This is a genomic window from Rothia dentocariosa ATCC 17931 (assembly GCF_000164695.2).
Taxonomy (GTDB): domain Bacteria; phylum Actinomycetota; class Actinomycetes; order Actinomycetales; family Micrococcaceae; genus Rothia; species Rothia dentocariosa.
The window spans coordinates 599,719-622,634 of sequence record NC_014643.1 but is presented as its reverse complement, the minus strand read 5'-3'; the positions used below and the strand labels follow the sequence as shown (position 1 = coordinate 622,634).

The 22,916-nt window shown below is 55.0% G+C and carries 26 protein-coding genes, 1 tRNA gene and 1 riboswitch; of the genes, 16 read left to right on the top strand and 11 right to left on the bottom strand.

Annotation, left to right across the window (positions count from 1 at the left end):
* Positions 1-28: 28 nt before the first annotated feature.
* On the top strand, positions 29-1,534 hold the full coding sequence (locus tag HMPREF0733_RS02700; RefSeq protein ID WP_115333543.1) for a hypothetical protein: 1,506 nt from the start codon (positions 29-31) through the stop codon (positions 1,532-1,534).
* Positions 1,535-1,630: 96 nt separating this feature from the next.
* Here the strand turns inward: HMPREF0733_RS02700 and HMPREF0733_RS02695 are convergent, their stop codons facing one another.
* From HMPREF0733_RS02695 to HMPREF0733_RS02685, 3 genes are all read right to left on the bottom strand, one after another.
* A complete protein-coding gene (locus tag HMPREF0733_RS02695; protein WP_169310254.1) occupies positions 1,631-2,086 on the bottom strand; it encodes a hypothetical protein in 456 nt (151 codons plus the stop codon).
* Positions 2,087-2,245: 159 nt separating this feature from the next.
* Entirely contained in the window at positions 2,246-2,764 is a 519-nt protein-coding gene (locus HMPREF0733_RS02690) for a MepB family protein (RefSeq protein ID WP_013397845.1), read from the bottom strand.
* The gene (locus tag HMPREF0733_RS02685; RefSeq protein WP_013397844.1) at positions 2,764-3,297 is read right to left on the bottom strand and encodes a mycothiol transferase; all 534 of its coding nucleotides are present in this window, start codon (positions 3,295-3,297) and stop codon (positions 2,764-2,766) included. The genes HMPREF0733_RS02690 and HMPREF0733_RS02685 overlap by 1 nt, the downstream gene beginning before the upstream one ends.
* A 228-nt stretch (positions 3,298-3,525) precedes the next feature.
* Between HMPREF0733_RS02685 and HMPREF0733_RS02680 the strand changes: the two genes are divergently transcribed.
* The 6 genes from HMPREF0733_RS02680 (at position 3,526) to HMPREF0733_RS02655 (ending at position 8,410) form a co-directional block, all read left to right on the top strand.
* Positions 3,526-3,786: a HigA family addiction module antitoxin gene (locus HMPREF0733_RS02680; protein ID WP_013397843.1), complete on the top strand. Its 261-nt coding sequence runs from the start codon at positions 3,526-3,528 to the stop codon at positions 3,784-3,786.
* A complete protein-coding gene (locus tag HMPREF0733_RS10895) occupies positions 3,758-3,928 on the top strand; it encodes an NAD(P)-dependent oxidoreductase (protein ID WP_244864801.1) in 171 nt (56 codons plus the stop codon). Before HMPREF0733_RS02680 ends, HMPREF0733_RS10895 begins: the two co-directional genes overlap by 29 nt.
* A gap of 249 nt (positions 3,929-4,177) precedes the next feature.
* Positions 4,178-5,584 (top strand): FAD-dependent oxidoreductase, encoded by a 1,407-nt coding sequence (locus HMPREF0733_RS02670; protein WP_013397841.1) that lies wholly within the window; start codon positions 4,178-4,180, stop codon positions 5,582-5,584.
* A gap of 211 nt (positions 5,585-5,795) precedes the next feature.
* Positions 5,796-6,494: an isochorismatase family protein gene (locus HMPREF0733_RS02665; protein ID WP_041321566.1), complete on the top strand. Its 699-nt coding sequence runs from the start codon at positions 5,796-5,798 to the stop codon at positions 6,492-6,494.
* On the top strand, positions 6,491-7,258 hold the full coding sequence (locus tag HMPREF0733_RS02660) for an SDR family oxidoreductase (protein ID WP_013397839.1): 768 nt from the start codon (positions 6,491-6,493) through the stop codon (positions 7,256-7,258). The genes HMPREF0733_RS02665 and HMPREF0733_RS02660 overlap by 4 nt, the downstream gene beginning before the upstream one ends.
* A gap of 21 nt (positions 7,259-7,279) precedes the next feature.
* Positions 7,280-8,410: an isochorismate synthase gene (locus HMPREF0733_RS02655; protein WP_013397838.1), complete on the top strand. Its 1,131-nt coding sequence runs from the start codon at positions 7,280-7,282 to the stop codon at positions 8,408-8,410.
* Here HMPREF0733_RS02655 and HMPREF0733_RS02650 read toward each other — a convergent pair.
* Positions 8,373-9,431, bottom strand: coding sequence for a 4'-phosphopantetheinyl transferase family protein (locus HMPREF0733_RS02650; RefSeq protein WP_013397837.1), 1,059 nt, complete (start codon positions 9,429-9,431; stop codon positions 8,373-8,375). The two genes, HMPREF0733_RS02655 and HMPREF0733_RS02650, sit on opposite strands and share 38 nt — an antisense overlap.
* Positions 9,432-9,545: 114 nt before the next feature.
* Between HMPREF0733_RS02650 and HMPREF0733_RS02645 the strand changes: the two genes are divergently transcribed.
* Positions 9,546-10,868 (top strand): ribonuclease H family protein, encoded by a 1,323-nt coding sequence (locus HMPREF0733_RS02645; RefSeq protein ID WP_013397836.1) that lies wholly within the window; start codon positions 9,546-9,548, stop codon positions 10,866-10,868.
* 168 nt (positions 10,869-11,036) lie between these two features.
* On the opposite strand, the gene HMPREF0733_RS02640 is transcribed toward HMPREF0733_RS02645, so the two are convergent.
* The 4 genes from HMPREF0733_RS02640 to HMPREF0733_RS02625 form a co-directional block, all read right to left on the bottom strand.
* Complete coding sequence (locus HMPREF0733_RS02640; RefSeq protein ID WP_004005567.1) at positions 11,037-11,327, bottom strand: WXG100 family type VII secretion target; 291 nt, start codon at positions 11,325-11,327, stop codon at positions 11,037-11,039.
* A 273-nt stretch (positions 11,328-11,600) separates the two neighbouring features.
* Positions 11,601-13,091, bottom strand: a complete 1,491-nt coding sequence (locus tag HMPREF0733_RS02635) for a sensor histidine kinase (protein WP_013397835.1) — start codon at positions 13,089-13,091, stop codon at positions 11,601-11,603.
* Between the two features lie 6 nt (positions 13,092-13,097).
* Complete coding sequence (locus tag HMPREF0733_RS02630) at positions 13,098-13,802, bottom strand: response regulator transcription factor (protein WP_013397834.1); 705 nt, start codon at positions 13,800-13,802, stop codon at positions 13,098-13,100.
* Positions 13,803-13,862: 60 nt separating this feature from the next.
* The gene (locus HMPREF0733_RS02625) at positions 13,863-14,129 is read right to left on the bottom strand and encodes a hypothetical protein (RefSeq protein ID WP_013397833.1); all 267 of its coding nucleotides are present in this window, start codon (positions 14,127-14,129) and stop codon (positions 13,863-13,865) included.
* 175 nt (positions 14,130-14,304) lie between these two features.
* Here HMPREF0733_RS02625 and HMPREF0733_RS02620 point away from each other — a divergent pair, with 175 nt between their 5' ends.
* The 5 genes from HMPREF0733_RS02620 (at position 14,305) to HMPREF0733_RS02600 (ending at position 18,732) form a co-directional block, all read left to right on the top strand.
* On the top strand, positions 14,305-14,841 hold the full coding sequence (locus HMPREF0733_RS02620) for a DUF3027 domain-containing protein (protein ID WP_244864799.1): 537 nt from the start codon (positions 14,305-14,307) through the stop codon (positions 14,839-14,841).
* A gap of 213 nt (positions 14,842-15,054) precedes the next feature.
* Positions 15,055-15,759 (top strand): iron-dependent transcriptional repressor DtxR, encoded by a 705-nt coding sequence (locus HMPREF0733_RS02615; RefSeq protein ID WP_013397831.1) that lies wholly within the window; start codon positions 15,055-15,057, stop codon positions 15,757-15,759.
* 699 nt (positions 15,760-16,458) lie between these two features.
* A riboswitch (cyclic di-AMP (ydaO/yuaA leader) is annotated at positions 16,459-16,609 on the top strand.
* A 2-nt stretch (positions 16,610-16,611) separates the two neighbouring features.
* Entirely contained in the window at positions 16,612-17,265 is a 654-nt protein-coding gene (locus HMPREF0733_RS02610) for a C40 family peptidase (protein WP_004005562.1), read from the top strand.
* Positions 17,266-17,551: 286 nt separating this feature from the next.
* Positions 17,552-18,346, top strand: a complete 795-nt coding sequence (locus tag HMPREF0733_RS02605) for an L-threonylcarbamoyladenylate synthase (protein ID WP_013397830.1) — start codon at positions 17,552-17,554, stop codon at positions 18,344-18,346.
* Between the two features lie 137 nt (positions 18,347-18,483).
* Positions 18,484-18,732 carry a hypothetical protein gene (locus tag HMPREF0733_RS02600; protein ID WP_013397829.1) on the top strand — a complete coding sequence of 83 codons (249 nt, stop codon included), beginning with the start codon at positions 18,484-18,486 and terminating at the stop codon, positions 18,730-18,732.
* Between the two features lies 1 nt (position 18,733).
* On the opposite strand, the gene HMPREF0733_RS02595 is transcribed toward HMPREF0733_RS02600, so the two are convergent.
* Positions 18,734-19,714, bottom strand: a complete 981-nt coding sequence (locus tag HMPREF0733_RS02595) for a DUF4031 domain-containing protein (RefSeq protein ID WP_013397828.1) — start codon at positions 19,712-19,714, stop codon at positions 18,734-18,736.
* Between the two features lie 64 nt (positions 19,715-19,778).
* Here HMPREF0733_RS02595 and HMPREF0733_RS02590 point away from each other — a divergent pair.
* Both HMPREF0733_RS02590 and HMPREF0733_RS02585 read left to right on the top strand, forming a co-directional pair.
* Positions 19,779-19,851 (top strand) — tRNA-Arg (locus HMPREF0733_RS02590).
* A gap of 202 nt (positions 19,852-20,053) precedes the next feature.
* Positions 20,054-20,890 carry a DUF6318 family protein gene (locus HMPREF0733_RS02585; RefSeq protein WP_115333544.1) on the top strand — a complete coding sequence of 279 codons (837 nt, stop codon included), beginning with the start codon at positions 20,054-20,056 and terminating at the stop codon, positions 20,888-20,890.
* An 89-nt stretch (positions 20,891-20,979) separates the two neighbouring features.
* On the opposite strand, the gene HMPREF0733_RS11350 is transcribed toward HMPREF0733_RS02585, so the two are convergent.
* Entirely contained in the window at positions 20,980-21,348 is a 369-nt protein-coding gene (locus HMPREF0733_RS11350) for a hypothetical protein (RefSeq protein ID WP_013397825.1), read from the bottom strand.
* Here HMPREF0733_RS11350 and HMPREF0733_RS02580 point away from each other — a divergent pair.
* Positions 21,347-21,958, top strand: a complete 612-nt coding sequence (locus HMPREF0733_RS02580) for a DUF6318 family protein (RefSeq protein ID WP_013397824.1) — start codon at positions 21,347-21,349, stop codon at positions 21,956-21,958. The two genes, HMPREF0733_RS11350 and HMPREF0733_RS02580, sit on opposite strands and share 2 nt — an antisense overlap.
* 105 nt (positions 21,959-22,063) lie before the next feature.
* Here HMPREF0733_RS02580 and HMPREF0733_RS02575 read toward each other — a convergent pair whose 3' ends face one another.
* The gene (locus HMPREF0733_RS02575) at positions 22,064-22,765 is read right to left on the bottom strand and encodes a COX15/CtaA family protein (RefSeq protein ID WP_244864797.1); all 702 of its coding nucleotides are present in this window, start codon (positions 22,763-22,765) and stop codon (positions 22,064-22,066) included.
* Between the last annotated feature and the right edge of the window lie 151 nt (positions 22,766-22,916).

Sequence of the window (22,916 nt, the reverse complement as noted above, 5' to 3'; positions counted from 1 at the left end):
GAGATACATAGTCGCGGAGGTTTGTCTGGTGACCGATGAGTATAAAATCCTCAGGAATCGTGCAAATTATTTACTTTTAAAGTCAATATTGCATGCAGGAAAAGTATTTTTATTTTATATAGGTATATATTTTGCAACTTGGTATATTACTCTATTTGTTAGGTTTAACGGACGCTTGGAACCAGGAAATGTGGACTACAGTGCACACGAAGTAATATCTTTTGTTCCAAAGTTCGTCCCTCTTGATCAATCTACACTTACAGGTTTTTGTGCTCTAGTTCTCGCTTTATTCATAAATGTACGGGGTGAAGTTAAAGATATTGATGAATTACCTAGGAATGCTCAGATAAGAGCAGTTTCGTATAAAAAATTTGCAAATTTAGTAATATATATAGTGTCTTTTATAGTATTTTCACATTCTGTGAATTCTGTGTATAAGATGCTTGTTGATGAATATCCAGTAGAGAATTTTAATCCATCTTTTCTTACCCTAATTCTTTTTGCATCTTTTATGCTTGTTATCAGCGCTTTGCCAGGAGAGTATCGTCTTTCTCTGGAAGGGCAGTGGAAGGATAAATTGAACGATTTAATAGTTTTTAATAATATAAATATTAAAAACAAACTTGATTTCCAGGACATATCGCAAAGTGCACCTGAAGGTTTCTATAAATATTACTCTAGTTATTCATACAATAAACCCTATCTTTCATACTTTGCATCACTTTCAGGATATATCTCACTGAGGAAATATTTATATATTTATATTATATATTATTTTTGTATCTCTTTATTGTTCATTTTTCCTATTCTTGCTCTATATGTCAGTGATTTAATTTATGATCCAGTGCCTTTGTTTAAGTTATGTTTATTGGGATTTATTGGAAATTTTCTTATCTCGCTGGTATGCTTCTTTATTTACCCTTTACCGATTTTATTCTCCAGTTACAATAAAGACTCATTACTAGTATATTATCCGCTTCAAATATTGCATTATGTAGTTTTGTCGATACTGTGGGGAGGGGCATTATCATACACTGGAATTCGATTAATTGAAGTTTTTAATAAAAAATATAATATGGGTTATTATAATATATTTGAGCTGTTAGGGATAGTGTGGTATTTGTCTTTAGTTATTTTTATTCCTGCTACTTGGTGGTTTCTTCGACGAATATTTATTAAGTATATTGGGCAAAAATCGTTGGGGGTTTCAAAAATCTCTGTAGGTAATGTTTTGTACTTTGCCGAATCTTGGTATAAATGGATTGAAGCTAAAGCAATATATGAAGAAGCATTTTTCTATAGGAACTCAATGAGCATAGATAACTCAGAAATTCCTGAAACAGACTACGGTGAATTTTTAGATTATTATACTGAATATAAAAGTAAACTAAGAGAGTTAAATAAGCGCAAAAAATATAAAGATAATAATTCTTATAAACAAATTCTGCCAGGGAATACTCGGGTAACAGCTACATTCAATCCTGATCTTGCAAATACAGAAGTTAATTGTGCAGAGCCCGAGGTAGATCCCTAGCCCTTCTTCGGGTGCTTAGCCACCACCTCGGGGCGGGCGTCAAGGAGCGCCCGTCCTGCGGTGGTGAGCTTGTAGGATCGCACGGGAACCGTATCCTCAAGTTGGGCGGGGGGAGAGGCGTTCCCGAGCTAAACTCATCAAATTAGCCTTTTTCGTGCTGTTTAGCCCACTCACGGCCGCATCCTTCAGGGCTTTACGTAGCGCCGGGGCAGTCACCAAATCCAGAGAATTCGCGGCAGACTCCACCTTCACGAACCCGGCCTCAACCAGCATCCGCAGGTCGAACGCCGCATCAATCCCGTAGGTGTGCTCAAAATATTTCGGGAACCAGCTCTGCGTGTTGAAGGTACTGAAGCTTATGCGCCACAGCAGAATAATGTCGCCCGCCGTCACCTCAAACAGGTACCCACCATAAGGTTCAATGTTGGCGACCGGCTCAAGCGCCCACTTCGGGAACAGCCTTCGACGAAGACAGCTCCACCTCACCAAGTCACGCCGCCAGGTTACGTTCCGGCGAAATATACGGCAGGCTCCGATGGTTACGGTACACACACTCAACCGTCGCGACCTGCTCGGGGGTTGCACTACCATGCCAATCGGCTCCGCCCGTACTGACTGTCACTACGCTACCCCTCTCGAACTGGCCGCACCTGTAATACTCTCTAACTTTTTCATATCACTGCCCTCTGCCAATATTTATTTCAAATATACTTAATTCCCAATTTTATAACTCCGAAAGTATTCTAACTGCCATTTTTGCGTTGACTGAGCTGTTTTATTTAAATTTGTACACCAAGGTGGATAAAAACGCATTGCCATTTTCCCTTTACTATCCCTTGTAGAGAGAATCCTTTTATTAACTGCCACCTCTTTCGGAATAATAAATAGCCCACTATTGTAGCTGTCGATTACGACAATAACAAGTTCATCACCCAAGTCTTCATTAGTATAAGGAACATTATTATTATTTTGGTCTTTTTTCCAAAAGACTGTAAAGTAGCCTTCTTTTTTTGGTGTCCTCTTTGCTAAACGACACCTTTTATATTTTTGCTCTTCCTTTGTCTTAATAAGGAGACCTTCATAGTCCTCATTCCATTTTTCTTTAATGAAATCAAAATCACCATAAAACTCATGAAGGATATCAATAATTTTCAATATTTTATTACCTTTCTTCGGAAAATCTTTTTTATTAATAGAAGATATCTCGGTTCCACTCGTACCAACAGCCACTACCCCTCCTTGTCCGAGCTGGCAGCCCCGCCCGCGAGAATACCCACCACATACGCCGCCTGCCCCACGTGCTGGGCGGCATCGTCGATCATGCTCACCAGCCGCACCCCGCGCGTCACATGCGGAGTCCACGACGTATCAATCACGTCATCCAAATCAGCCTCGCTCAAACCCGCGATATACTCGCTCAACGCCGCGGTGGTCGCACCCAAATATTCGACCAGCAACGCGGCATCCTCCACCACGACGGCACGCGCCTGCTCCGCAGTATGACCGTAGCCCACCGTATCGCCCAGCTCGCCCAAGTTGAAGCGGGCGTCGAACCCCTGACTATGCCACACCTGCGGCTTGCCGGTCAGCTGCGCGAGCTGCACATCCATCTGCCGCCCCGCATGCCACAGCAGCCAGGCGATCGAATTCGTATGCCCACCAGCGTGCGCGTTCAACACCCCCTCTGGCAGAGTGTTTACAAGGGCTTTCGCCTCAGTTGCGGGTCGGCTTGCGGCTTCACGCAGAACATCGCGGGCATCCATTGCGGCTCCTTCATGCGAGGGTAAAAACGTCTACCACCAGTCTAGATTTCAAGGCGCAGAGGCACATCTATTTTGAGGCTATTTAAGCTGCGAAACGCAAAGCAACCCGCAGGATGGGATGCACTTTTGCGACTTACCGTGCCGCCCCACACGTCATATGCAGACAATATAATCAGTGGAGAATATGTTTTAGGTGGACCGATTTAGGACCTGAGGAGGTAGAGATCGTTGACTATCACTGACAAAATTGCGCCAATTCATCCCGGAGAAGTCCTGTTAGAAGACTTCATTGAAGGGTTCGGGATTACCCAGAATAAGGTGGCGGTGGCAATCGGCGTGCCGCCCCGGCGCATCAATGAGATCGTGCACGGCAAGCGAGGAATCACAGCCGATACAGCTGCGCGCCTTGCCCGCTACTTCGGCACAACACCGCAGTTTTGGCTGAACCTGCAAACCACGTATGAGCTCGATATGGTGGAAGACCTCTGAATACCAGCTGGCAGGCGATGTGCTAACGATGAATGCCGCCGGGCAGAGCGAAATCAGCTATGCGGATTTCGCGATCGCCGTGCTTGACCTTATTGAGTCGGGGGAGCATCAGCGCGAGCGCGTAAGCGTGGTGTCGCGGTAGCTTGCGCCCCCGCTGCCGAGTCTAAAAAGAGCCTTTATGTGAATAAAGTGGGATTTCCAACGCTTTGTTCACATAAAGGCTCTTTTTAGGTTGCATAAGATAAGGTAGACGACCCGCCCCCAGCGCAGCGTCAAAAAACTTAATGTTTTCTTGCAAAAACCAGGAATAAATGCCATACGCCGCCTGTTGAAGTTCACCGGAACACCAGACACGAATTATAAACACCTCAAACTTCACCGGGAGAACACTATGACTACCGCGCGCCTTCACTTCGATATGGTCGTTATCGGCTTCGGCAAGGGCGGCAAAACCCTTGCTGGCGCCTACGCGAAAACCGGCAAGAACGTAGCCCTGATCGAGCAGTCCTCAAACATGTACGGCGGCACCTGCATCAATATCGGGTGCGTGCCCACCAAGGCGCTTGTGCACCGGGCTGACGAATTCCGTGCCAGCGGCGAAAAGAACGCCGAAGCTGCGGATGCCGCCTACGAGAGCGCCGTGATTTTCCGTGACAAACTCACCGGTGCCATGCGCGCGAAGAACCGCGAAATCCTCGAATCGAATGCCACCGCCAAACTTATTGACGGTCACGCGCGGTTCCTCTCAGATACCGAGGTCGAGGTCACCGCGGGCGAGGACAAACTGGTCGTCACCGCCGACTGCTTTATCATCAACACCGGTGCCGTGGCGACTATCCCGCCCATCCCGGGCGCCCGCGAATCGAAGCGCGTGCTCACCTCTACCGAGCTGCAGAAGCTCACCCCGCGCCCGAAGCGCCTGGGCATTATCGGCGGAGGCCCTATTGGCGTCGAGTTCGCCGGTATTTTCTCCTCTTACGGCACCGAAGTAACCCTGCTTGAAGGCGCTCCCGCGCTTTTCGGGCGTTACGATGACGACGTCGCCCAGGCAGCACGCGAGATTATTGCCGACCAAGGCATTACCGCTCACGCGGGCGTTCGCATAGAGACCGTTACCGATAACGCCGACTCCGTGACCGTGAATTACCTGGACTCTGAGGGTGCATCCAAGCACCTTGAGGTGGATTACGTGATGGTCGCAACCGGGCGTAAACCCGCCACCGAGGGGCTGGGGCTTGAGAACACGAGCATCGAAACCACCGAGCACGGCGCAATCGCTGTCGACGAGCACCTGCGCACCACGGCACCGAATATTTTTGCGCTCGGCGATGTCAACGGCGGCCCGCAGTTCACCTACATTTCGCTGGATGACTACCGCGTGGTGCTCTCGCAGCTGCTTGGCGATGGTTCTCGCTCCACGAAGGATCGCCAGGCGGTTGCCGCAACCATCTACATGAACCCGCCGCTCTCTTCCGTCGGCCTGACTGAGCGTGATGCGCTCGCTGCCGGTCACACCATCAAGGTTGCCGCCAAGCCTGTTGCCGCTATCGCCGCCATGCCGCGTGCGAAGACCCTGGAGAACCCGCGCGGCATCATGAAGTTTGTGATTGATGCCGAGACTGACCAGATTCTCGGCGCTCAGCTGCTGGTGGTCGAGTCTATGGAGGTTATCAACCTTGTGGCGTTGGCAATGCGCCACAATATTACGGCATCGCAGCTACGTGATGAAATTTACACCCACCCTTCGATTACCGAAGGCCTGAATGAGGTTTTGGCGAATGCGGTGCCTGTGAATTAAACTTTACCTTTGAAATAAAAGGAAACTTTGGGGTGCCTGTGAGCTTCCCAACCCGTGCTGTCATGATGCGACGGCGGGTTGGGAAGCTCGTTTAGTTACGGGGTGTCTATATCTGTTAGCTAAGGATGACCTAATATAGTACTTGCAGACAGACAAACGTTCTATTAAGAACCCCCTAAGCTGTTGTAACTCAATGGCAGGAGGAGATCATATGGCGCTACCCAAGATTGCCCCCTATTCGTACCGCGAACAGGAGCATCAAAACCGTGTAAACTGGCGGGTCGATCCCGCGCGTTCCGCGCTTCTCGTGCACGATATGCAGCGCTATTTCGTGCGCGCCTTTGAACTGGAACGCGACGGACAACCCCTCCCAGACGCTCAAATCAATATTGCTATTGCCAATATTCGCCGCCTACTAGATGCGGCACACGCGGCGAACATACCGGTCTACTACACCGCCCAACCACCCCGCCAGAATCCCGCCGACAGGCGCCTGCTGACCGACTTCTGGGGCGACGGCCTGCAGGACGACGAAAACGCCCGGATCCTCGACGAACTCGCCCCCACCGAAGCTGATACCGTGCTCACCAAATGGCGCTACTCCGCCTTCGCGCGTTCCCCACTCGAAGAGCAGCTCAAAGACCTCGGGCGCGATCAGCTCATCATCGGTGGCATATACGCACATATCGGCTGCCTGACCACCGCCCTTGAAGCGTTCATGCGCGATATTCAGCCCTTCATGGTGGCGGATGCGCTCGCCGACTTCACCGAAAAAGAGCACCGCATGGCCTGCGAATACGCCTCGGGTCGATGCTCCCGCGTGCTTAACACCGCCGAGGTGCTGGAGCACATCAACGCCAGTGACCTCGTCACGGCAGACGAGCCGGAACTCCGGAAGGTATGCGTATGAGCTGGGTTATCGTGACCGGCGCAAACGGCGGAATCGGCGCGGCAACCGTGCACGAACTCATCAAGAATAACTGTTCGGTGTATGCCGCTGATCTGGCGAACAAACCGCACGAATCATTCGCCGCCTACGGCGACGCCATCTTCCGCTACCGCTCCGTCAACGTGAGCGACGAAGAATCGGTGCGGGCGCTCGCACATGCCGCCGCTGAGGTGGGTGAACCTATCCAAGGCGCCGTCTTGGCGGCGGGAATCGTGCATAGCAAACCGCTCTTAGAGACCTCTTTTGAAGACTGGAAACGGCTGCATGCGGTCAATGCTGACGGCGTTTTCCTGTGCCTGCGTGAGTTCGCGCGCGTTATGATTGAGCAGATACAGACATCGCCCGAGAACACGCGTTCGCTGGTGACGGTCGCCTCCAACGCCGCCCGCGTGCCCCGCGCCGAGTTTGGTGCTTACGGGGCCTCGAAAGCCTCGGCGGTGCGCGTATCGTCAAGCTTTGGGCTGCAGCTGGCGCGCCACGGCATTCGCGTGAACACGGTCTGCCCCGGCACCACCCGCACCCCCATGGTGACCGACGCCTGGAACGGCGAAGACCTCAGCGCCCTACCCGTGGCGGGCAGCCCCGAGACCTTCCGCCTGGGAATTCCGCTCGGGCGCATCGCCGACCCCGCCGATATTGCGGCGGTGAATGCCTTCCTCATCAGCGATGCCTCACGGCATATCACCATGCAAAATATTGTTGCCGATGGCGGCGCAACCTTCTAACAGACCCGAAAGGCGTTATCAGTGAGCAATAATCTTCCTGATTTTATGTTTGCCACCGGCACCCGTGTGATGCGCACCGCCGGTTCCCTGCGCCAGGTCACCCTTGAGGATGCGCGCGCTGCCGCCGAAGCCGCCGGTACCGCCGTGGTCGGTCTGATTCCTTTCGACCCGAACGCCCCCGCGCATCTTTTTGTGCCCGAACGCCTGCAGATCGACGACATTCCAGTGCCCGAGCACGAGGTTACGCTCGCCGAGCCAAAGCAGATTGAGGGCCGCGAAAACCCCGGGTACCGGCAGGCGGTGGCGACCGCCGTTGAGCGTATGAAGGCGCATCAGCTGGATAAGGTTGTGCTCTCTCGCCTGCTGCGCGCCGATTATGCGCCGGGCACCCTCGACCTTGCCGGGGTCTACAACAACCTGCGCGCCCAGCAGCCCAACACCTTTGTTTTTAGCGTTAAGCTGCCGCAGGATCACCGCGGGTTAGAGCATCCGTATCTGATGGGTGCCTCGCCGGAACTGATTTTCAGTACCGAACCCGACACCGGGGAGGGCAGCGCCTTCAAAACGCACCCGTTGGCGGGCAGTGCGCCGCGCATCGCCGAGCATGGAAGCGCCGAGGATGAGGCTCTTGGGCAGAGACTTATGGCTTCGCGTAAGGACCGTGGCGAGCATGCGACCGTTATCGCCGATATTCGGGCGCAGCTGGAACCCATGACTCGCCAGCTCACTATTCCTGAGGCGCCTTCGCTTCTGCAGACCCCGCAGCTGTGGCATTTGGGCACCCCCATCTCGGGTGTGCTCAAACGGGGTATGACCTGCCTGGATGGTGCGCGTGCCATTCACCCGACTCCTGCGATTTGCGGTGCCCCCACCGAGGCCGCGCGGCGTATGATCGCCGAACTTGAGCCGTTTAGCCGCGACTATTTTGGTGGGCTCATCGGCTATATGAACGCAGACGGAAGCGGTCAGTGGGCGCTTGTGCTGCGCTGTGCTGAGGTTGATGCGCAAACCGCCATCCTCTACGCGGGCGCGGGTATTGTGGCTGAGTCAGACCCGGTGCTGGAACACACCGAAACCGGCACGAAACTGGGCAGCTTCGGGCGCGCACTGGGCATTAATACGCTGCCGCAGGTGGTTCCAGCAGACGCTTAACATCCAGCGGTGTGGCGACCGAGTGCACATCCACCACGGGAACGGTGTCTTCGGTTGCCACCGCCAGCAGGAACCGTTCGGGATGCGCCGCCCGCCCCGCCGTATCAGCCGTTGGATGCGCTACCGGGCTGAGCGTCAGCACCGACCAGGTAATAAAGAACGAGCGCTCGCTATTTGTAGGGGTGTTTTCGCCCGATATATCGCGGTTTTTCGGGGTCTGATGTTTACCGGCGTCCTCACCGCCGGCCGACGTCTCCTCTGTTGACGTATCTGAGTCTTCGGGCAGAGTGAGCGTGGCACGCACACTTACCCGCGGACTCACCGAAAGCTCATGCTCGCAGGGGCGATCCTGTCTACCCGGCGCATCCAGCGGGTTTGCCGGTTCACACAGGGCGCTGACCATCGCCAAGGTAGCATCGTCGCATTCAATCTGTACCGTCTGTGGTGAAACGCTCAGCCCGTGCCCGGTTGCCTTGAGCACCGCCTCCTTCGCGGTCCAGATGGCAACCCCCGCTGCCTGCTGCTGGCCTGGCGGTAGGGACTCATAGGCGGCGCGTTCGTCGATGGTGAGCGCAACCCGCGCGAAACCCGGAAAAAGTGAGGCCTGAACCGCCTCAAGATCAATACCGAGAACCACCTGCTGCTGCGCACAAAAACCACCCGCCGCCAGCGAAGGCACCTGCGACATATTGAAATTTACGCCCGTAATGCGCGGCTTACCGTGCGGTTTCCCGCTCGTGCAGAGCCGACATGACCGATCCACCGTGATCGTGCGTGCACTCCGCCCCGAAATACCCAGCCGAGGCGCAGCCAACGCCCGCATGAGGGCTTCAGTCGCCAGGTAACTCACCGAGGCCGACGGGCTGTGTATCGACGCCGCCTTGCGCCGAGCTTCCTCGCCCACATAATCAAGCCACGTGAACCTTAACCCACCGGTAAAGGTGCGGGTGGGCAGGGTAAATACACTGATGTGCGTGCGTGAAACATCCGCATCCCCGGAAGATATAGAGTGGATGGTCATACCCTAAGTCTACCCGCCTGCCGCTTGGAACCTGCGCGACGTGACGAAACCTCTAGCTTCATGAACTGAAGCCACACTCTGCGCTTTACGAGTGTGTAAGGTAAAGTCGAGAGCATGCAGAATCAGATTATTGCGGCGGCTGACGGCTCCGCGCTTGGTAATCCCGGGCCAGCCGGATGGGCATGGTACATTGACGAGAACCACTGGGCGGCAGGGGGCTGGGAGCACGGCACCAACAATATGGGCGAGATCAAGGCGGTTCTCGACCTGTTTGAGGCGACCGCCCATCGCGCCGAGAGCAAACTTCTGATCTACTGCGACAGCCAGTACGTGATTAACTCCCTCACCCAGTGGATGCCCGGGTGGAAGAAACGCGGCTGGAAAAAGGCCGACGGTAAACCCGTGCAGAACCGTGACCTGCTCGAAGCACTCGATGCCGCAAGCACCGGCAGGGACTACGAGATGGTCTGGGTTAAAGGGCATGCCGGGCACGAGCTGAATGAGGCCGCAGATGCCCGCGCGAACGCAGCCGCACAGGCCTTCAAAGAGGGGCGAGAACCCGAAACCGGCCCGGGATTTCCCGGTTCGCCGCATACAGCAGGTGAACAGAGCACCCCGAGCACCCAAGCCGCCCAAACTCGTGAAACCGAGAACCATGCCCACGCCCAAGACCCCGATACTCTCGCTGCGGATGCGCACCTGAGCCTCGAAGACTTCACCGAAACCGAGGTGGAACGCGCACGCCAGGGGTTCGACTCCCTGAAACTCAACGGGATTCTCAAGTCTGCATCCGCCATTGCCGCCCCCGATCCGCAGGCGGTGCAGGAGCGGAAAACGAAACTTGCCGAAGCCTCCGCACGTGCCGCAGAGCGCGAGGCGCAGGTGCAGCAGCGAGTGCTCGCCGAGCAGGAACTCGCCGAATCAGAAGCCGAAGAGAACGAAGAATTTGAAGGCGAAGAGTTCGAGGAAGCCGAGCAAGAAAGCAACTCTCAGGGAAGCGTCACGGAAAATGCCGTGCCCGAAGAGCCTGCATCCGCCCCCACGGAAATCGCCGCATCGGTACCTGCACAACCGGATCCTTCCGCCCCGAACCCCGAAGACGCCATGCACGCCGAACGTGAGCTTGAGATGCGCGGCGGGAGCATGAGCGAACCGGAGATTTCTGCGCTGTTGCACGAGCGTCTGGTATGGGTGACCGCAACCGGTCGTTCCGTTAGCCGTGCCGACACCATTGCGTACCGTGCGCGCGCCTTCACCCAGCAGGGCAACCCCGCCAAACAGGGCGTGCAGGTTGTCGATGATCATAACGTGCTCATCATGGCGGCAGTGCAGACGGCACGCGGGCGAGTCAACCGTTCGAGCCTGTGGCATTACGACACGACGGCAGCCCCGAACGGCTGGCGGCTGCGGTTTAGGCAAGAGACTACCGCATCCTAAGCTCGCACATTGCCCGCATAATCGGCGCAGCCCGCGCGGGAACCGACGTCACCAGATCATCTGCGCCTAAGAAAAACCGGGGCTGCCGTGAAGTCCGCTATCAATCCTTCACGGCAGCCCCGCATGCTATCTCATTAAAGTTCAGTGCACATAGTGCGGCTCTGGAACCTAGCCCACGAACATCGCAGCGTTCGCGTTTTCAGTCTCCGCATAGTTCACGCCCGCACGGTCAAGAGCCTCGTTAATCTGGGTAATCGACTCTTCCACACGCTTCTGGGTGCCGCGCCAATTATCAAGCACCGCCTGAAAGTTCGTCGATGCCGAACCCGTCCACGAACCCTGCAAATCCTGTAGGGATGCGGTCATCCCGGTAACTTCGGCGCTAATGTTAGCGACCTGGGTTTTCGCCTGGGCTGCCTTCGCCGCAATGGTTTCTGAATCGACGACGAACTGTGCCATGATATTCCTCCTGGGTAGGGTGTAAAGGTTTTTTCGAAAGCTGCCGGTCACGTGAAATTCTGCCGTAGAATCCCGTGCCGTGCAGCGCTCACCATCTACCCTAGAGAAACGCCCGCCGCGATGCGCCCGCGAACCTTACTGTCTGTGGATAACTGCCCGCGCGGGACATAAAAACCGGTTATCCACAGTCCGAGAGCGTCTTAAAACCGGTATGGGACGCGGTTTCTCGTCCGCGCCAACCGAACTATGACGAACTATATCCCCGCCCAGCGGTTACTGCGAAACACCGTTATCGGTCATCACCGGCGCCGGATAGAACGGCAGGCTAATCACAAAGGTCGCACCGCCTCCGGACGTTTCCTCAATATGCACAGAACCGTCGTGCTGCTCCAAAATTGCAGCCACAATCGACAGCCCCAGCCCGGTGCCGCCGGTCTCACGCGAACGCGAGGTATCGGTGCGGTAGAAACGCTCGAACACGCGCTCGCGGTCTTCACCGTGAATACCCGGGCCGTGATCGCGCACCTCAATAACCGAGAGCGGGTATCCGGGAACATCTTCGCGCACGCCAACCGCGATTTCTAAGGGGGTACCTGCCGGGGTGTAGCGCATCGCGTTGGTAAGCAGGTTGGCGACCACCTGGCGCATCCGCGATTCATCGCCGATCACGGGTGCACTTGTGGGGGCTACATCGTCGGTGAGGCCCACAAGCGAGACTTCACGATCCGGCGACGTTGCGTAGGCGTCGTTGCTGGCATCAACCGCCAGGTGGAAAAGATCGAAGGGGGCGAGTTTAGATTCGCGGCGTTCGTCGATACGCGCCAGCGTGAGCAGATCCTCGACCAGCTGGCCCATACGCTTAGACTCGGACTCGATGCGCCCCATCGCGGTTGCCACGGCCTCGTCATTGGGCAGGGCGCCCTGGCGGTATAGTTCGGAGTACCCGCGAATACTCACCAGCGGGGTGCGCAGCTCGTGCGAGGCATCTCCCACGAACCGACGCATCTTCGCCTCTGACTTCGCCTGCGCATTAAACGAACTCTCAATCTGCGCGAGCATAGTATTCAGTGAGATTGCCAGGTTGCCGATCTCGTTGCTGGGGTTGTAATCCTCGATGCGCTGCGAGAGATCCCCGGCGGCAATCTTCGCGGCGGTCTGCTCCACGCGCGCCAGCGGTTCGAAGGTGCGGGTCACAATAACCCAGGTCATCGCGATCGCGGCGGCGAGTGTGGCAAGCCCGAACGCGAAGGTCAGCACCCCAACCAGCGCGACCACCTGGTTCGTCTGCTTCAACGGCAGGGCAATCACCATTGAAGATGCCTGGCCGTTGGTTGAAGACTCCAAAGAAATCGGCATAATACGCCAGTCGTTAGAGCCTGTCCGCGAGTTTACGGTCGTGCCGGTTTCGTGGTATTTCTTGACCTTTTCGGAGTCCCAGCCGGTGAGAACCGGCTCGTTTTCCGCCTGTTGATCGGCTCCCGCAATCGAGTACAGCACGTTTCCGTGCTGATCGAGTACATAGACCCGGTACGAGCCGACCGCCCCGTCCTGCCGGGTCTGTGAGGTCCCGACGGAGGAAACGAGCGAGGAAGAGCTCGCCTTCATCTCTTCGTCGAGCTGATGCACCATTTGGGCGCGCAATGCCGAAATCGCCACGAGCGAGGTGACCGCGATGGCAAGCGCAATGAGCACCGAGGTCACCAGCACCAGCTGGGTTCGCAGCGACAGCGAGTGAGGAAGACGATCAACAGGTTTCAGTGGCACGAGATACTAGCTCCGAGAGCCGCGAATCATGTAGCCCACACCGCGTTTGGTGTGAATGAGCGGTTCGTGTCCTTCGCGATTGTTATCAATCTTGCGGCGCAGGTACGAAATGTACGACTCCACAATGGAGGAATCGCCATTGAAGTCGTACTCCCATACGTGGTCGAGAATCTGCGCCTTCGAGAGCACGCGGTTTGCGTTGAGCATCAGGTAGTGCAGCAGGTTGAACTCGGTGGGGGAGAGGTCGATTTCCTCGTCTCCCAGGAACACCTCATGGGTGTCAATGTTCAGGCTCAGGTCGTCCACGCGCAAAATCGCGTCGTCTTCTTCCTGGGCGTTGCGTGACCGGCGCAGAATAGCGCGGATGCGGGCGATCACCTCATCGAGCGAGAACGGCTTGGTGACGTAGTCGTCACCGCCTGCGCCCAGACCGGCAACCTTATCTTCGGTGGCGTCCTTCGCGGTGAGGAACAGCACCGGGTATGTGCGCCCCGCATCGCGCAGACGGCGAGTGACCTCAAAGCCGTCCATGCCGGGCATCATCACGTCGAGGACGATGAGGTCCGGCTGTTCGTTTTCCGCCTTCTCAATCGCTTCGCGACCGTTACCAGCGGTGACAACCTCAAACCCCGCAAAGCGCAGGGATGTAGCCAAAAGCTCTAGAATATTGAACTCGTCATCAACGACGAGCAGTTTAGCTTCTGCAGACATTGTGTACTCTTCTTTCACCAGGAAAATTATCGGAAAATCTTATGTACCGGTATGCGCGTCTTAGCTTGCTCGCCTGCGCAGAACCGCCAGTACAATACTGACCATGAGCGCAAGAAAAGCGACCGGAAGCAGAATCAGCGGAATCTGACTCATGAGCGCTGGCGGATGCGCCCCCGCCCATTTCATGAGGAGCATGACGACGCCGCATATTACGCATACTACGGCTAGAATACCGCCGCCTGCACCTAGCCAGCGAATCGCTCGGGTGTAGGGAAGGGCAGCGGCGGCCTCTACAGGCTCAGAGGAAGATACGCTTTTGCTACTCATGGCATAACCGTATCAGGTTTATGGGCCTGCTCCCGCCGAAAAACGCAATATTGCGCTGTGACGGGCAGTATTCACAGCGTTTGCGCAGGTTAGGGTCTGACATGGGCGCATGCGGGCGAAAACATCACACGAACCCCTCGCCGTCATCGCGCTGGGAGATGCTTTAATAGGTAGTATGTCTGAACAGGTGAACCAACAACCCGACGAATCTACCGTGCCCACGCTTGAACACGATGCCGAGACAACGGCAGCTGCGCATGACCCTTTCGTCGTTGAGGAAGATGAACTTCCTACCGGGGAACCCACCCTGGGGCCTGCGCATAGGCGCCGTCGCACTACGAAGGTTGACGATATTCTTGCGGAGGCAAAAGATATTGCACTCACCGGGGTTGAGGCTGTTGCACCGCATAACTCTATCGGTCTGGTACATCATTTGCGTGGCGAAGAAGAACGCTTGACTACGCATCTTTTTGAGTGCCTGCTGCCGGGGTACCGCGGGTGGTTTTGGTTTGCGACTCTGTCGCGGGCGCCTCGATCTAAGGTCGCGACTATCTGCGAAGTCGGTCTGATTCCCGGTGATGATGCGCTTCTCGCCCCCGAATGGGTGCCGTGGGCAGATCGCCTGCAGGCCAGCGAACGTGATAACAACGGCGCTGAGGATGAGGGCGCATCCACTGAGGAACAGAAGAGGTTTAGCGTGAGCTTTTGCTGAGAGCCGCCTTGATAGTTTTGCTTTTCGCGGATGTACTCGGAACGATTTTCGAGATGGATTCTAAGGCGAAAAGTTCGCTTCAAGCGACGCGCCGGGGTAATCCGTGGCAAAACTACTTAAAAAGGTACATAATAGTTACTCAGATATAGGTTCGATATAAGGCTAGGCTACGTTTGCTTGGCTGCAGGTTGTATATAAGGGGAATAAGACGGTATGACCGATCTGATTGATACCACTGAAATGTACCTGCGCACCATCCTCGAACTTGAGGAAGAGGGCATTACCCCCATGCGTGCGCGTATTGCGGAACGCTTAGACCATTCCGGTCCGACCGTCTCACAGACCGTGGCGCGTATGGAAAAGCACGGACTGCTCACTGTTGAGCCCGACCGTCACCTCGAACTGACCGATGAAGGTCGCAAGAAGGCTGTTGAGGTTATGCGTAAGCACCGCCTCGCCGAGCGTCTGCTCTCTGATGTGATCGGTCTGGATATCGAGTATGTACATGATGAGGCTTGCCGCTGGGAGCACGTGATGAGCGATCACGTGGAGAGGCGCATTCTGGATATGCTCAATCAGCCTAAGTTCTCTCCTTACGGCAACGCTATTCCCGGTCTTGAAGAACTCGGCATCGACAGCGAAAAGAACGACGAACGTACCGTTCCTATGGCGCTTGCTGCCCGTGATTCCGGACCAGAGGATCGCTTCACGATTTCACGCTTCCCCGAATCTATCCAGACGGATATTGACCTGCTCAAGGTGCTTGCCGACGCCGGTATTACCTTTGGCGCTTCGGTGTCTGTGGTCGGCGGCGACAATAACGATGTGATTGTGCGTGCTGATGGCGAAGATGCCTCTATCTCGCTGGATTTGGATGTTGCGAACGCTATTGTGGTCAAGCGCGCATCTGCACTCTAAAGAATGTATCGTTCGCCAGCCGGGCGGTTGTAGAAGGCGGCCGATAGCGCGCCTTCCCGTATAGATCTCATAATTGACCGTGGGGCTTACCGTAGGGTGAGCTCCACGGTTCTGTTATATCCTGAATTCTCGGGAATGGGCGGGTGTGAGCCGCGGTTACTCCTTAATATATAGGGGGTGGCTGCCGAATTGTACTCTTCGGGACGATATATCTGTATCGTCGAGAATTTGGCGTGTCATAGTGCATCCATGACGGACGTACCTTCTGCAGATGCGATGTTCAAAACCAGGTTTTGGGGGATATATTCCAGATATAGCGCGGAAGTTGCTGTAAAATGACAAAACTTTACAGCGCGACTATCAGGAGAAAATTAACGTTCGCGCAGAAAAAAATTTTAAGAGATATGGATCAACCTTAAAGAAACCTGGGAATGCTGGATATTTGTGTCGATAAAACCCCTCAAATTCGCGGAATGCTGTATAAAACTACTAGTCAGGGGCTTATTTTAGAAGAACAAGTGTTCTTTTCGTAAAGTATTGATAACTCTCTGTTATGGACTATTTGACACTATTAGAGTGAAAAAAGGTGGCGACACGAGGTGACAACTGAGAGTTTTCTGTGTATTCTCATTTTGTGTCCAAATCCTAATCGTAAGAGGACACCCTTGGAGTGAATCCGCCGAGTTCTGCCAGCACTTCAAGGAACGTCTACCCAATACGGCAGAAGCGGGGGAACCACTTTTTGGTTTCTCCTTAGGGGAGAAGCCTAGGGGCTAAGTCGCGCAAGTGACCGAGTGAATCCATGCTCGCGCCCGACAGCTTACCTCGTCAGGCAATGGAGGAATATTACTAATGGCTAAGAAGATTGTTCGTAACGCAGGTATCGTTGCTGTTGCCGGTGCTGCTGTTATCGGTTCCAACATTCCCGCAAACGCATTTGCTGAGGTTCCTGCAGCAACCGACTTGAGCTACGACTACAGCAGCTACGAGTACGATTACAGCAGCTACCAGACCCCCGCAACTTCCTACGTTGCACCTCAGGCTGAGCAGCAGACCGAGTACGTTGCACCTGCACAACAGACCGCACAGGTTGAGACTACTTCTGCACAGGCACCTGCTCCTGCAGCAGATAAGACTCCTGCACCCGCTACCAACAACGCAACCCGCGACGCTATCGTGTCTGCAGCTAAGGCTGCTCAGGGTACCGGTTACGTTTGGGGCGGTCGCTCCTACGGTGCATGGGACTGCTCCGGCTTCGTCTCCTACATCTTTGCTCAGCAGGGCATCAAGCTGACTCCTTACACCTACACCATGTCCACTGAGCTTCGCGCAACCGCGAACCCCCAGCCTGGCGACATCGTGTTCACCAACGGTTACAACCACGTTGGTATCTACGTGGGTAACGGCCAGATGGTCTCCGCTCTGAACCCCTCGCAGGGTACCCAGCTGACCCCCGTTGATGGCAATGGTTACATGCCTGTCGATGGTTACTACACCGCTTTCTAATCTCATCTGAGATAGAGAAGACTTAGACAAAGACGGCACCCGTCCAATCGGATAGGTGCCGTCTTTGCGTGCTCTGGAAGGTATATATGCCTTTCGAACTCGGTGTCAGACTTGGTGTCACACTCATAAGGCTTGCATGCAGATTCTAGGCGCTTAAGCCCTCACACCGCGGCTCTATGGCAGAAAAACGCGGGAGAGACCGCATCGTGGTCATGTGAATATCTCATGATGTGACTATATAAAGATAGGCTTGCCTTGTCTTCTGGGCGAGTACAATACTTGAACTATGGAAAATACATCATCAACTCCCATCCGCGAAGACTGGACGGGCGAGGCATCTCCGACAGCTGTAGCAACCCTCTCAGGCACCGGCGGCCTGATCGTCGCCCCCACAAAGGTTGGCTATATCCTCATGGCTACTGATGGCGAAGGTCTCGAACGTAAATTTGATGCCAAGCTCCGCAAGCGCGAAAAGCCCGGTGTCGTGCTGTGCGCATCCTTAGAACAGCTCGATAAACTCGCCCAGATGACCCCAGAAATCCGCGAATTCTACCGGAAACACTGGGATGACGACATTCTTTTAGGATGCATTCTGCCCTGGCGCGAAGACGCTGAAAAGTACCTGCCGGATGAAACGACGAAGGAACTTGCCCGCGATGCGCGCGCAACCAGCTGCTTCGTGGTGCGTTTTGGCACCCCCGCAGAACAGATTGTTCGTGCCCTCTGGGAGAATGAAGGGAAACTGACCTTCGCGAGCTCAGCAAACCCCTCGGGCATCGGTAATAAGGGGCGCGTGACAGGCATTGGCGACCGCATCGAGAACAGCGTAGACGTGATTGTGCGCGGCGATGAATACGTGAAATCCATTCAACCCGATAAGACCGACGAAACACGCCACGAACAGGGCGTGATGGTCTCAATGGTCGATGCCGAGGGCAACCTGGTGCCCGAACAGCACGGTGAACGCGGCGTGACCCCCGCCCCCACCCTGATTCGTAAGGGTCTGGACTATGAAGAGATTATGCGCCATCTGAGCGACTCATTCCCCAGCTGGGATTATCGCCACGGCATGTACTACTAAGCCCGCCTCAGGCTATTTTCGGTAGGTTATACGGGGCGTGCGTCTGATGGTCGATCAGGCGCACGCCCCGTATATGTCTCTAGGCGTGAGGCGAAAATACGTTCTTGCGGGGCAGGATATGCGGGTACCATAGAAGAATGCCAACACAGTTTGAAAGCCCTAAGAACAGCTCCGACCAGGAATTTACGTACCTTGCCGTCGGCATGGTTGCGGGTGCGATTCCGGGCATTGTGATCGGTCTGCTCGTCGCGCTGCCGCTCGGTAACCCGGCCATGTGGGTGTCTGTCGTCGGCGGCATAGGCATTATTATCGGCATGGTGAGTGCCCGCATGATCTACCGCAAGAAAACGAGGGCGCGAAAAAATCCCCGCAGTGAGCAGGACTAGCTCATCGGCGGGCACAATTTAGTGCGCCTTCCTTGGCTGGCTGTTCGCCCAATGCTGCACGGTAGCCCTCCAGCTCGGTACGGAGGTTCAGACGCGCGGGCGCATCCCAGAGAAGATGCGCGGTGTCTGAGGCATAGATCGCCGTGCGGTTCAGAAAACCTTGCAGAATCGCCGCTCGGCCGCGAGTGAAGGCGTCCGGAGCGTAATGGGCGTACTCGGCGCGAACCCCAGCGACATAGCGGGTATAACGCGGGCTATCGGCGGCGAGAATCGCAAGGTCAGCATCAAGGAAGAATTCTGCATCGGCACGGGTAAGTGCGCCAGAGGTATATTCTTCAATACCATCGGCTAGTTGGTGAGAAGCTGTGAGCTCTATCAGGTGCGCAATAGCGGTAACCCCGCGGTTCGTGAGGAACCCAGTGCTTGCCAGGGGAGTGAGGGCGGTGCGTGCGAGGTCGGCACTAGCCGCCTCGTCATCGCCGGGGTTTGCCTCGTAGACAGCATCATGAAACCATGCCGCCAGAAGTACCGCCCGCGGGGTTGCGGTGTGGTGTCGTTTGTAAAGGGTCTTGAGCGCGGTGAGCATTTCCGAAAGATGCACGCTCGTGTGGTATTTCCGATGCGGCTGCTCGTAACGTTCCAGTAGATCTTCGCCCAGTGCTGTGTGTCCGGGCAGCAACGAGTCCCAGGCGCGCATGAGACGCGGGCGTATTTTGTTAGGGCGTTCCCGCAATGGCACCCGCAGCCCGCTGTCTATCAGGATGCGCGTCAGCTGCGACCCGCTCACCTCGCGCGCACCTGCACGAACCAGCCCCTCGTACCGATATGCGGGAACGTCGTAGTGGTCGGCATCGAAGGCACGCGGACTTATGCCGGTTTTCGCCGCAAAATCGTGAAGTTCCGCCAAAGAAGTGTCAGAAATTAGGTGCGAAAAGACCGTGCCGTGTGCGGGCCAGACGGGTGGGTCAATAAAAATACTCACTCGTCTATTCTAGGGGCGTGTAAGATGCTAAATCCTGTGTGATGCTCGTATAATGGAACGAGTTGCCCCCGTAGCTCAGGGGATAGAGCACTTCTCTCCTAAAGAAGGTGTCGGACGTTCGAATCGTCTCGGGGGCACGGGTAGCGGACCCGCTTGATGCAGCTTCCTCGCGGAGGAGCATCAAGCGGGTTTTATTTTATCTGTGGGGCGCCGTTGCCCGTGTTGAGGGCGTAGAACATAAAGATTCCATAACATTTTGCCGCAAATCCTGAAGTAGGCAGCCCTATACGCTTATTCTGAAAGTGACCGATAAACACCCATACATATCTATGAGAGGCAATGATGTCTTCTATTTTTACCCGCAGAAATGCATTGTTCGTGTTCGGAACCGGAGCCGGTGCGGCACTACTGAGCGCGTGCGGTGGTAATTCCACCGCTGAAAGCTCCGGGTCGGGGAGCGCATCGTCGTCTGATGTATCGCCGAGTGCCTCTTCAAGTTCAAGCTCTTCATCGTCGAGTTCAGCCTCGGCCAGTTCCTCGTCAGCTTCTGAAGCATCAAGCCCAGAGTCCTCACCATCGCAGTCTGGTGCAACCGATATTGATATGAGCGGCAGCTATGGCGGAAAAATTAATTTTGAGTCCGTTCTGGAATACGAGAAATCCGGTACATATGAGCCCGCTACGAAGGAGCATCCGGCAAAAAATGTTCCTAAACCCAAGAAACCTGCCGGTGCGGATGAGAAGTCGCTCAAAGGCCTCCACCTGAGCATCGCGTTTGCGGTTGCCGCAACGCAATACGCCTATAACACGGGGGATTACTCCCTGCTGGAGCAAAGCTCTATGTCGGAACCAGAACGCAATTACTTCTTGAGGGAAGAGAAGGAAAGACTCGATAAAACCCGCGAAGGCACATTCTGGCCGGATAATATTACGATCGAGTATACGCTCACCGAAGAGAGTCCCCGGCTTGAAGGCGATGGCGAATACATATGGGATCGTGAATTTATCGTTGAGTACGGTAAGTTCGAGGTTGTTGACGGCAAGGTTGAGTACCCTTCAGACGAAGACCACGACATGATATATCGCGATAAATTTATAGGTAATCTGACGGCGCAGTATATTAACGGAGCTTGGATAACCAGCGCGGTTGCCATTCAACCGAAGTCTAAGAGCTAAAACGTAAGTGCCCTTGCCTCTGTAAAGGTATTTATCTCCGAAGGACTCTGTTTATCCTTTCGGACTACTATTGTGCGTGCTGTACTGCTCTATACTCCTGTGCGACGAGTATTGCTGATGATGACGGGAACTTGTGCGCTGTGCCGCGCAAAGGGGCAGTGCAAGCCTAAACTTAAACATATACCGATTTGTCCTACACTTCCGATAAGGAGAACTCTACTCATGTCTTCTCTGTTCGATCGCCGAACCGCTTTACTGGTTCTGGGCTCTAGCGCCGGTGCCGTATTTTTATCTGCATGTGCCCCTAAGGTGAATGGGATTGAGGCGACGTCGCCGGCATCCTCTAGTTCATCGTCTTCTTCCAGCTCGTCGAGCTCTAGTTCCTCGTCAAGTTCTTCAAGCTCCAGTTCGTCGGCATCACGTTCAGCGTCGTCAAGCCCGAGCCCGAGTATCGACATGAGCGGCAGCTACAAGGGCGATATTAACTTTGAATCCGTGCTCGAATACGAGAAGTCGGGTACTTTTGAGCCCGCCACCAAGGAACACGCTCAGAGAAACACCCCCAAACCCAAGAAACCGGGGAGCTTAACCGAGAAATCCCTCAAGGGGATGCGCGACACTATCGCCTATACGGCGGCAACGGTCGAATACGCCATTAATACAGGTGATTACTCGCTTATTGAAAACGGTCCTATGAGCACATCCGAGAAAAACCATTTCTTAGACAGCGAGATGAAGGATCTGCTGCAGAGAGCACGGGACGGCAAACGCTGGGTGGACAACGCCAAAATAACCTACACTTTGGACGAAGACAAGCCCGTGTGGGATGGAGAAGTCTACTCGTGGAAACGTACCTTTACGATGAATTACGGCAAGTTTGAAGTTGACGACGGGAAGGTAGAGGACGTATCAGACGGCGGAGGCGACGCTAAACGGGAATATAAAGGTCACCTGCTGGCGGAATACCGCAACGGATCTTGGGTTGTTGCAGGTATAGCTTCACAGTTTGAAGACGATGACGATCCCGTAACTCCGTCGAGCTCCCCTAGCGCATCAGCAGGGATTTAGGACCGAGCCCGTCTTCCGCGCGGGGCTCTGCATGAGTCCTCCCATGAAAAAGGAACCCTAATCGTGAATTAGGGTTCCTTTTTATGCAGTGAGGACGATGGGGAGTTATTCTTCGGGTTTACCGTCTGCCTCGACGTTTGGCCCGCCCGTGATAAAGGTGGAGGCCGCATCCTTAATGCTGCGCACCAGCTGGTATGCGATACCCGCCAGAGACAGAAGCAGCAGTGCCCAATCCACGGGTAACAGCATGTTCAGGGCGCCGGGCTGATGCGCAGGGTCGGCGAGCGCCGCATCCAGCATAAAAATCGTGGCAATGTGCACGAGCAGGTAGCCCACCGGAGCCGCCGTGAACAGTGTCCGCAGCACCTTCGGCAGTCGTGACGTGTACGCCAGAAACGCCAACGAAAGCCCAAAAAAGAGCGCAAAAACTATGCCCACCGAACGATGCGCATACGTATACGCGCCCAGATTGTCGCCCAGCCCGGAGGCGAAGGCGGACAGAGCTTCGGCTGAGGTGACGGGGGAGAGGTCGGGAACCTGGGCGTTCGCCAGCCTGCCGTAGCTCGGCAGCACCCAGAACGCCACATAGGCGCCCAGCAGCAGGGAAATTGTGACCGCCACATACAGGAAGGTCTTCGAACGCTGCTGTTCGGCGGGCGCGTTCGCGCGCACGGCACGGTCATCCATGACCTGTTTGAGCTCATGAATTTTATGCTCTTGGGGTTTTCGCCCGGACTGCGGTCGGCTCTGCCCCTGCTGTGCCTGTTCGCCGTACAGGCGCTTCTTCTGACCTTGTGATAGACCCATACCTTCCATTATTGCGCAGAGCGACTGGTTGTGTCAGCGTGGGGTCTTTACCAAAAGAATGGGAGTATACGCGGGGCAGGCTTCTTGGTCTTCTGCCGCGCGATCCTGCTTATTTACTGATACCCCTATATCAGGAGGGTCGTGGTGCAGT

Excerpts from the sequence above, each read along its gene's own strand:
- HMPREF0733_RS02685 (WP_013397844.1), bottom strand. The coding sequence starts at position 3,297 with ATGGATGCCCGCGATGTTCTGCGTGAAGCCGCAAGCCGACCCGCAACT.
- HMPREF0733_RS10895 (WP_244864801.1), top strand. The coding sequence starts at position 3,758 with ATGAGCTCGATATGGTGGAAGACCTCTGAATACCAGCTGGCAGGCGAT.
- HMPREF0733_RS02670 (WP_013397841.1), top strand. The coding sequence starts at position 4,178 with ATGACTACCGCGCGCCTTCACTTCGATATGGTCGTTATCGGCTTCGGC.
- HMPREF0733_RS02665 (WP_041321566.1), top strand. The coding sequence starts at position 5,796 with ATGGCGCTACCCAAGATTGCCCCCTATTCGTACCGCGAACAGGAGCAT.
- HMPREF0733_RS02660 (WP_013397839.1), top strand. The coding sequence starts at position 6,491 with ATGAGCTGGGTTATCGTGACCGGCGCAAACGGCGGAATCGGCGCGGCA.
- HMPREF0733_RS02650 (WP_013397837.1), bottom strand. The coding sequence starts at position 9,431 with ATGACCATCCACTCTATATCTTCCGGGGATGCGGATGTTTCACGCACG.
- HMPREF0733_RS02645 (WP_013397836.1), top strand. The coding sequence starts at position 9,546 with ATGCAGAATCAGATTATTGCGGCGGCTGACGGCTCCGCGCTTGGTAAT.
- HMPREF0733_RS02640 (WP_004005567.1), bottom strand. The coding sequence starts at position 11,327 with ATGGCACAGTTCGTCGTCGATTCAGAAACCATTGCGGCGAAGGCAGCC.
- HMPREF0733_RS02630 (WP_013397834.1), bottom strand. The coding sequence starts at position 13,802 with ATGTCTGCAGAAGCTAAACTGCTCGTCGTTGATGACGAGTTCAATATT.
- HMPREF0733_RS02625 (WP_013397833.1), bottom strand. The coding sequence starts at position 14,129 with ATGAGTAGCAAAAGCGTATCTTCCTCTGAGCCTGTAGAGGCCGCCGCT.
- HMPREF0733_RS02620 (WP_244864799.1), top strand. The coding sequence starts at position 14,305 with ATGTCTGAACAGGTGAACCAACAACCCGACGAATCTACCGTGCCCACG.
- HMPREF0733_RS02615 (WP_013397831.1), top strand. The coding sequence starts at position 15,055 with ATGACCGATCTGATTGATACCACTGAAATGTACCTGCGCACCATCCTC.
- HMPREF0733_RS02610 (WP_004005562.1), top strand. The coding sequence starts at position 16,612 with ATGGCTAAGAAGATTGTTCGTAACGCAGGTATCGTTGCTGTTGCCGGT.
- HMPREF0733_RS02605 (WP_013397830.1), top strand. The coding sequence starts at position 17,552 with ATGGAAAATACATCATCAACTCCCATCCGCGAAGACTGGACGGGCGAG.
- HMPREF0733_RS02600 (WP_013397829.1), top strand. The coding sequence starts at position 18,484 with ATGCCAACACAGTTTGAAAGCCCTAAGAACAGCTCCGACCAGGAATTT.
- HMPREF0733_RS02585 (WP_115333544.1), top strand. The coding sequence starts at position 20,054 with ATGATGTCTTCTATTTTTACCCGCAGAAATGCATTGTTCGTGTTCGGA.
- HMPREF0733_RS02580 (WP_013397824.1), top strand. The coding sequence starts at position 21,347 with ATGAGCGGCAGCTACAAGGGCGATATTAACTTTGAATCCGTGCTCGAA.
- HMPREF0733_RS11350 (WP_013397825.1), bottom strand. The coding sequence starts at position 21,348 with ATGTCGATACTCGGGCTCGGGCTTGACGACGCTGAACGTGATGCCGAC.
- HMPREF0733_RS02575 (WP_244864797.1), bottom strand. The coding sequence starts at position 22,765 with ATGGGTCTATCACAAGGTCAGAAGAAGCGCCTGTACGGCGAACAGGCA.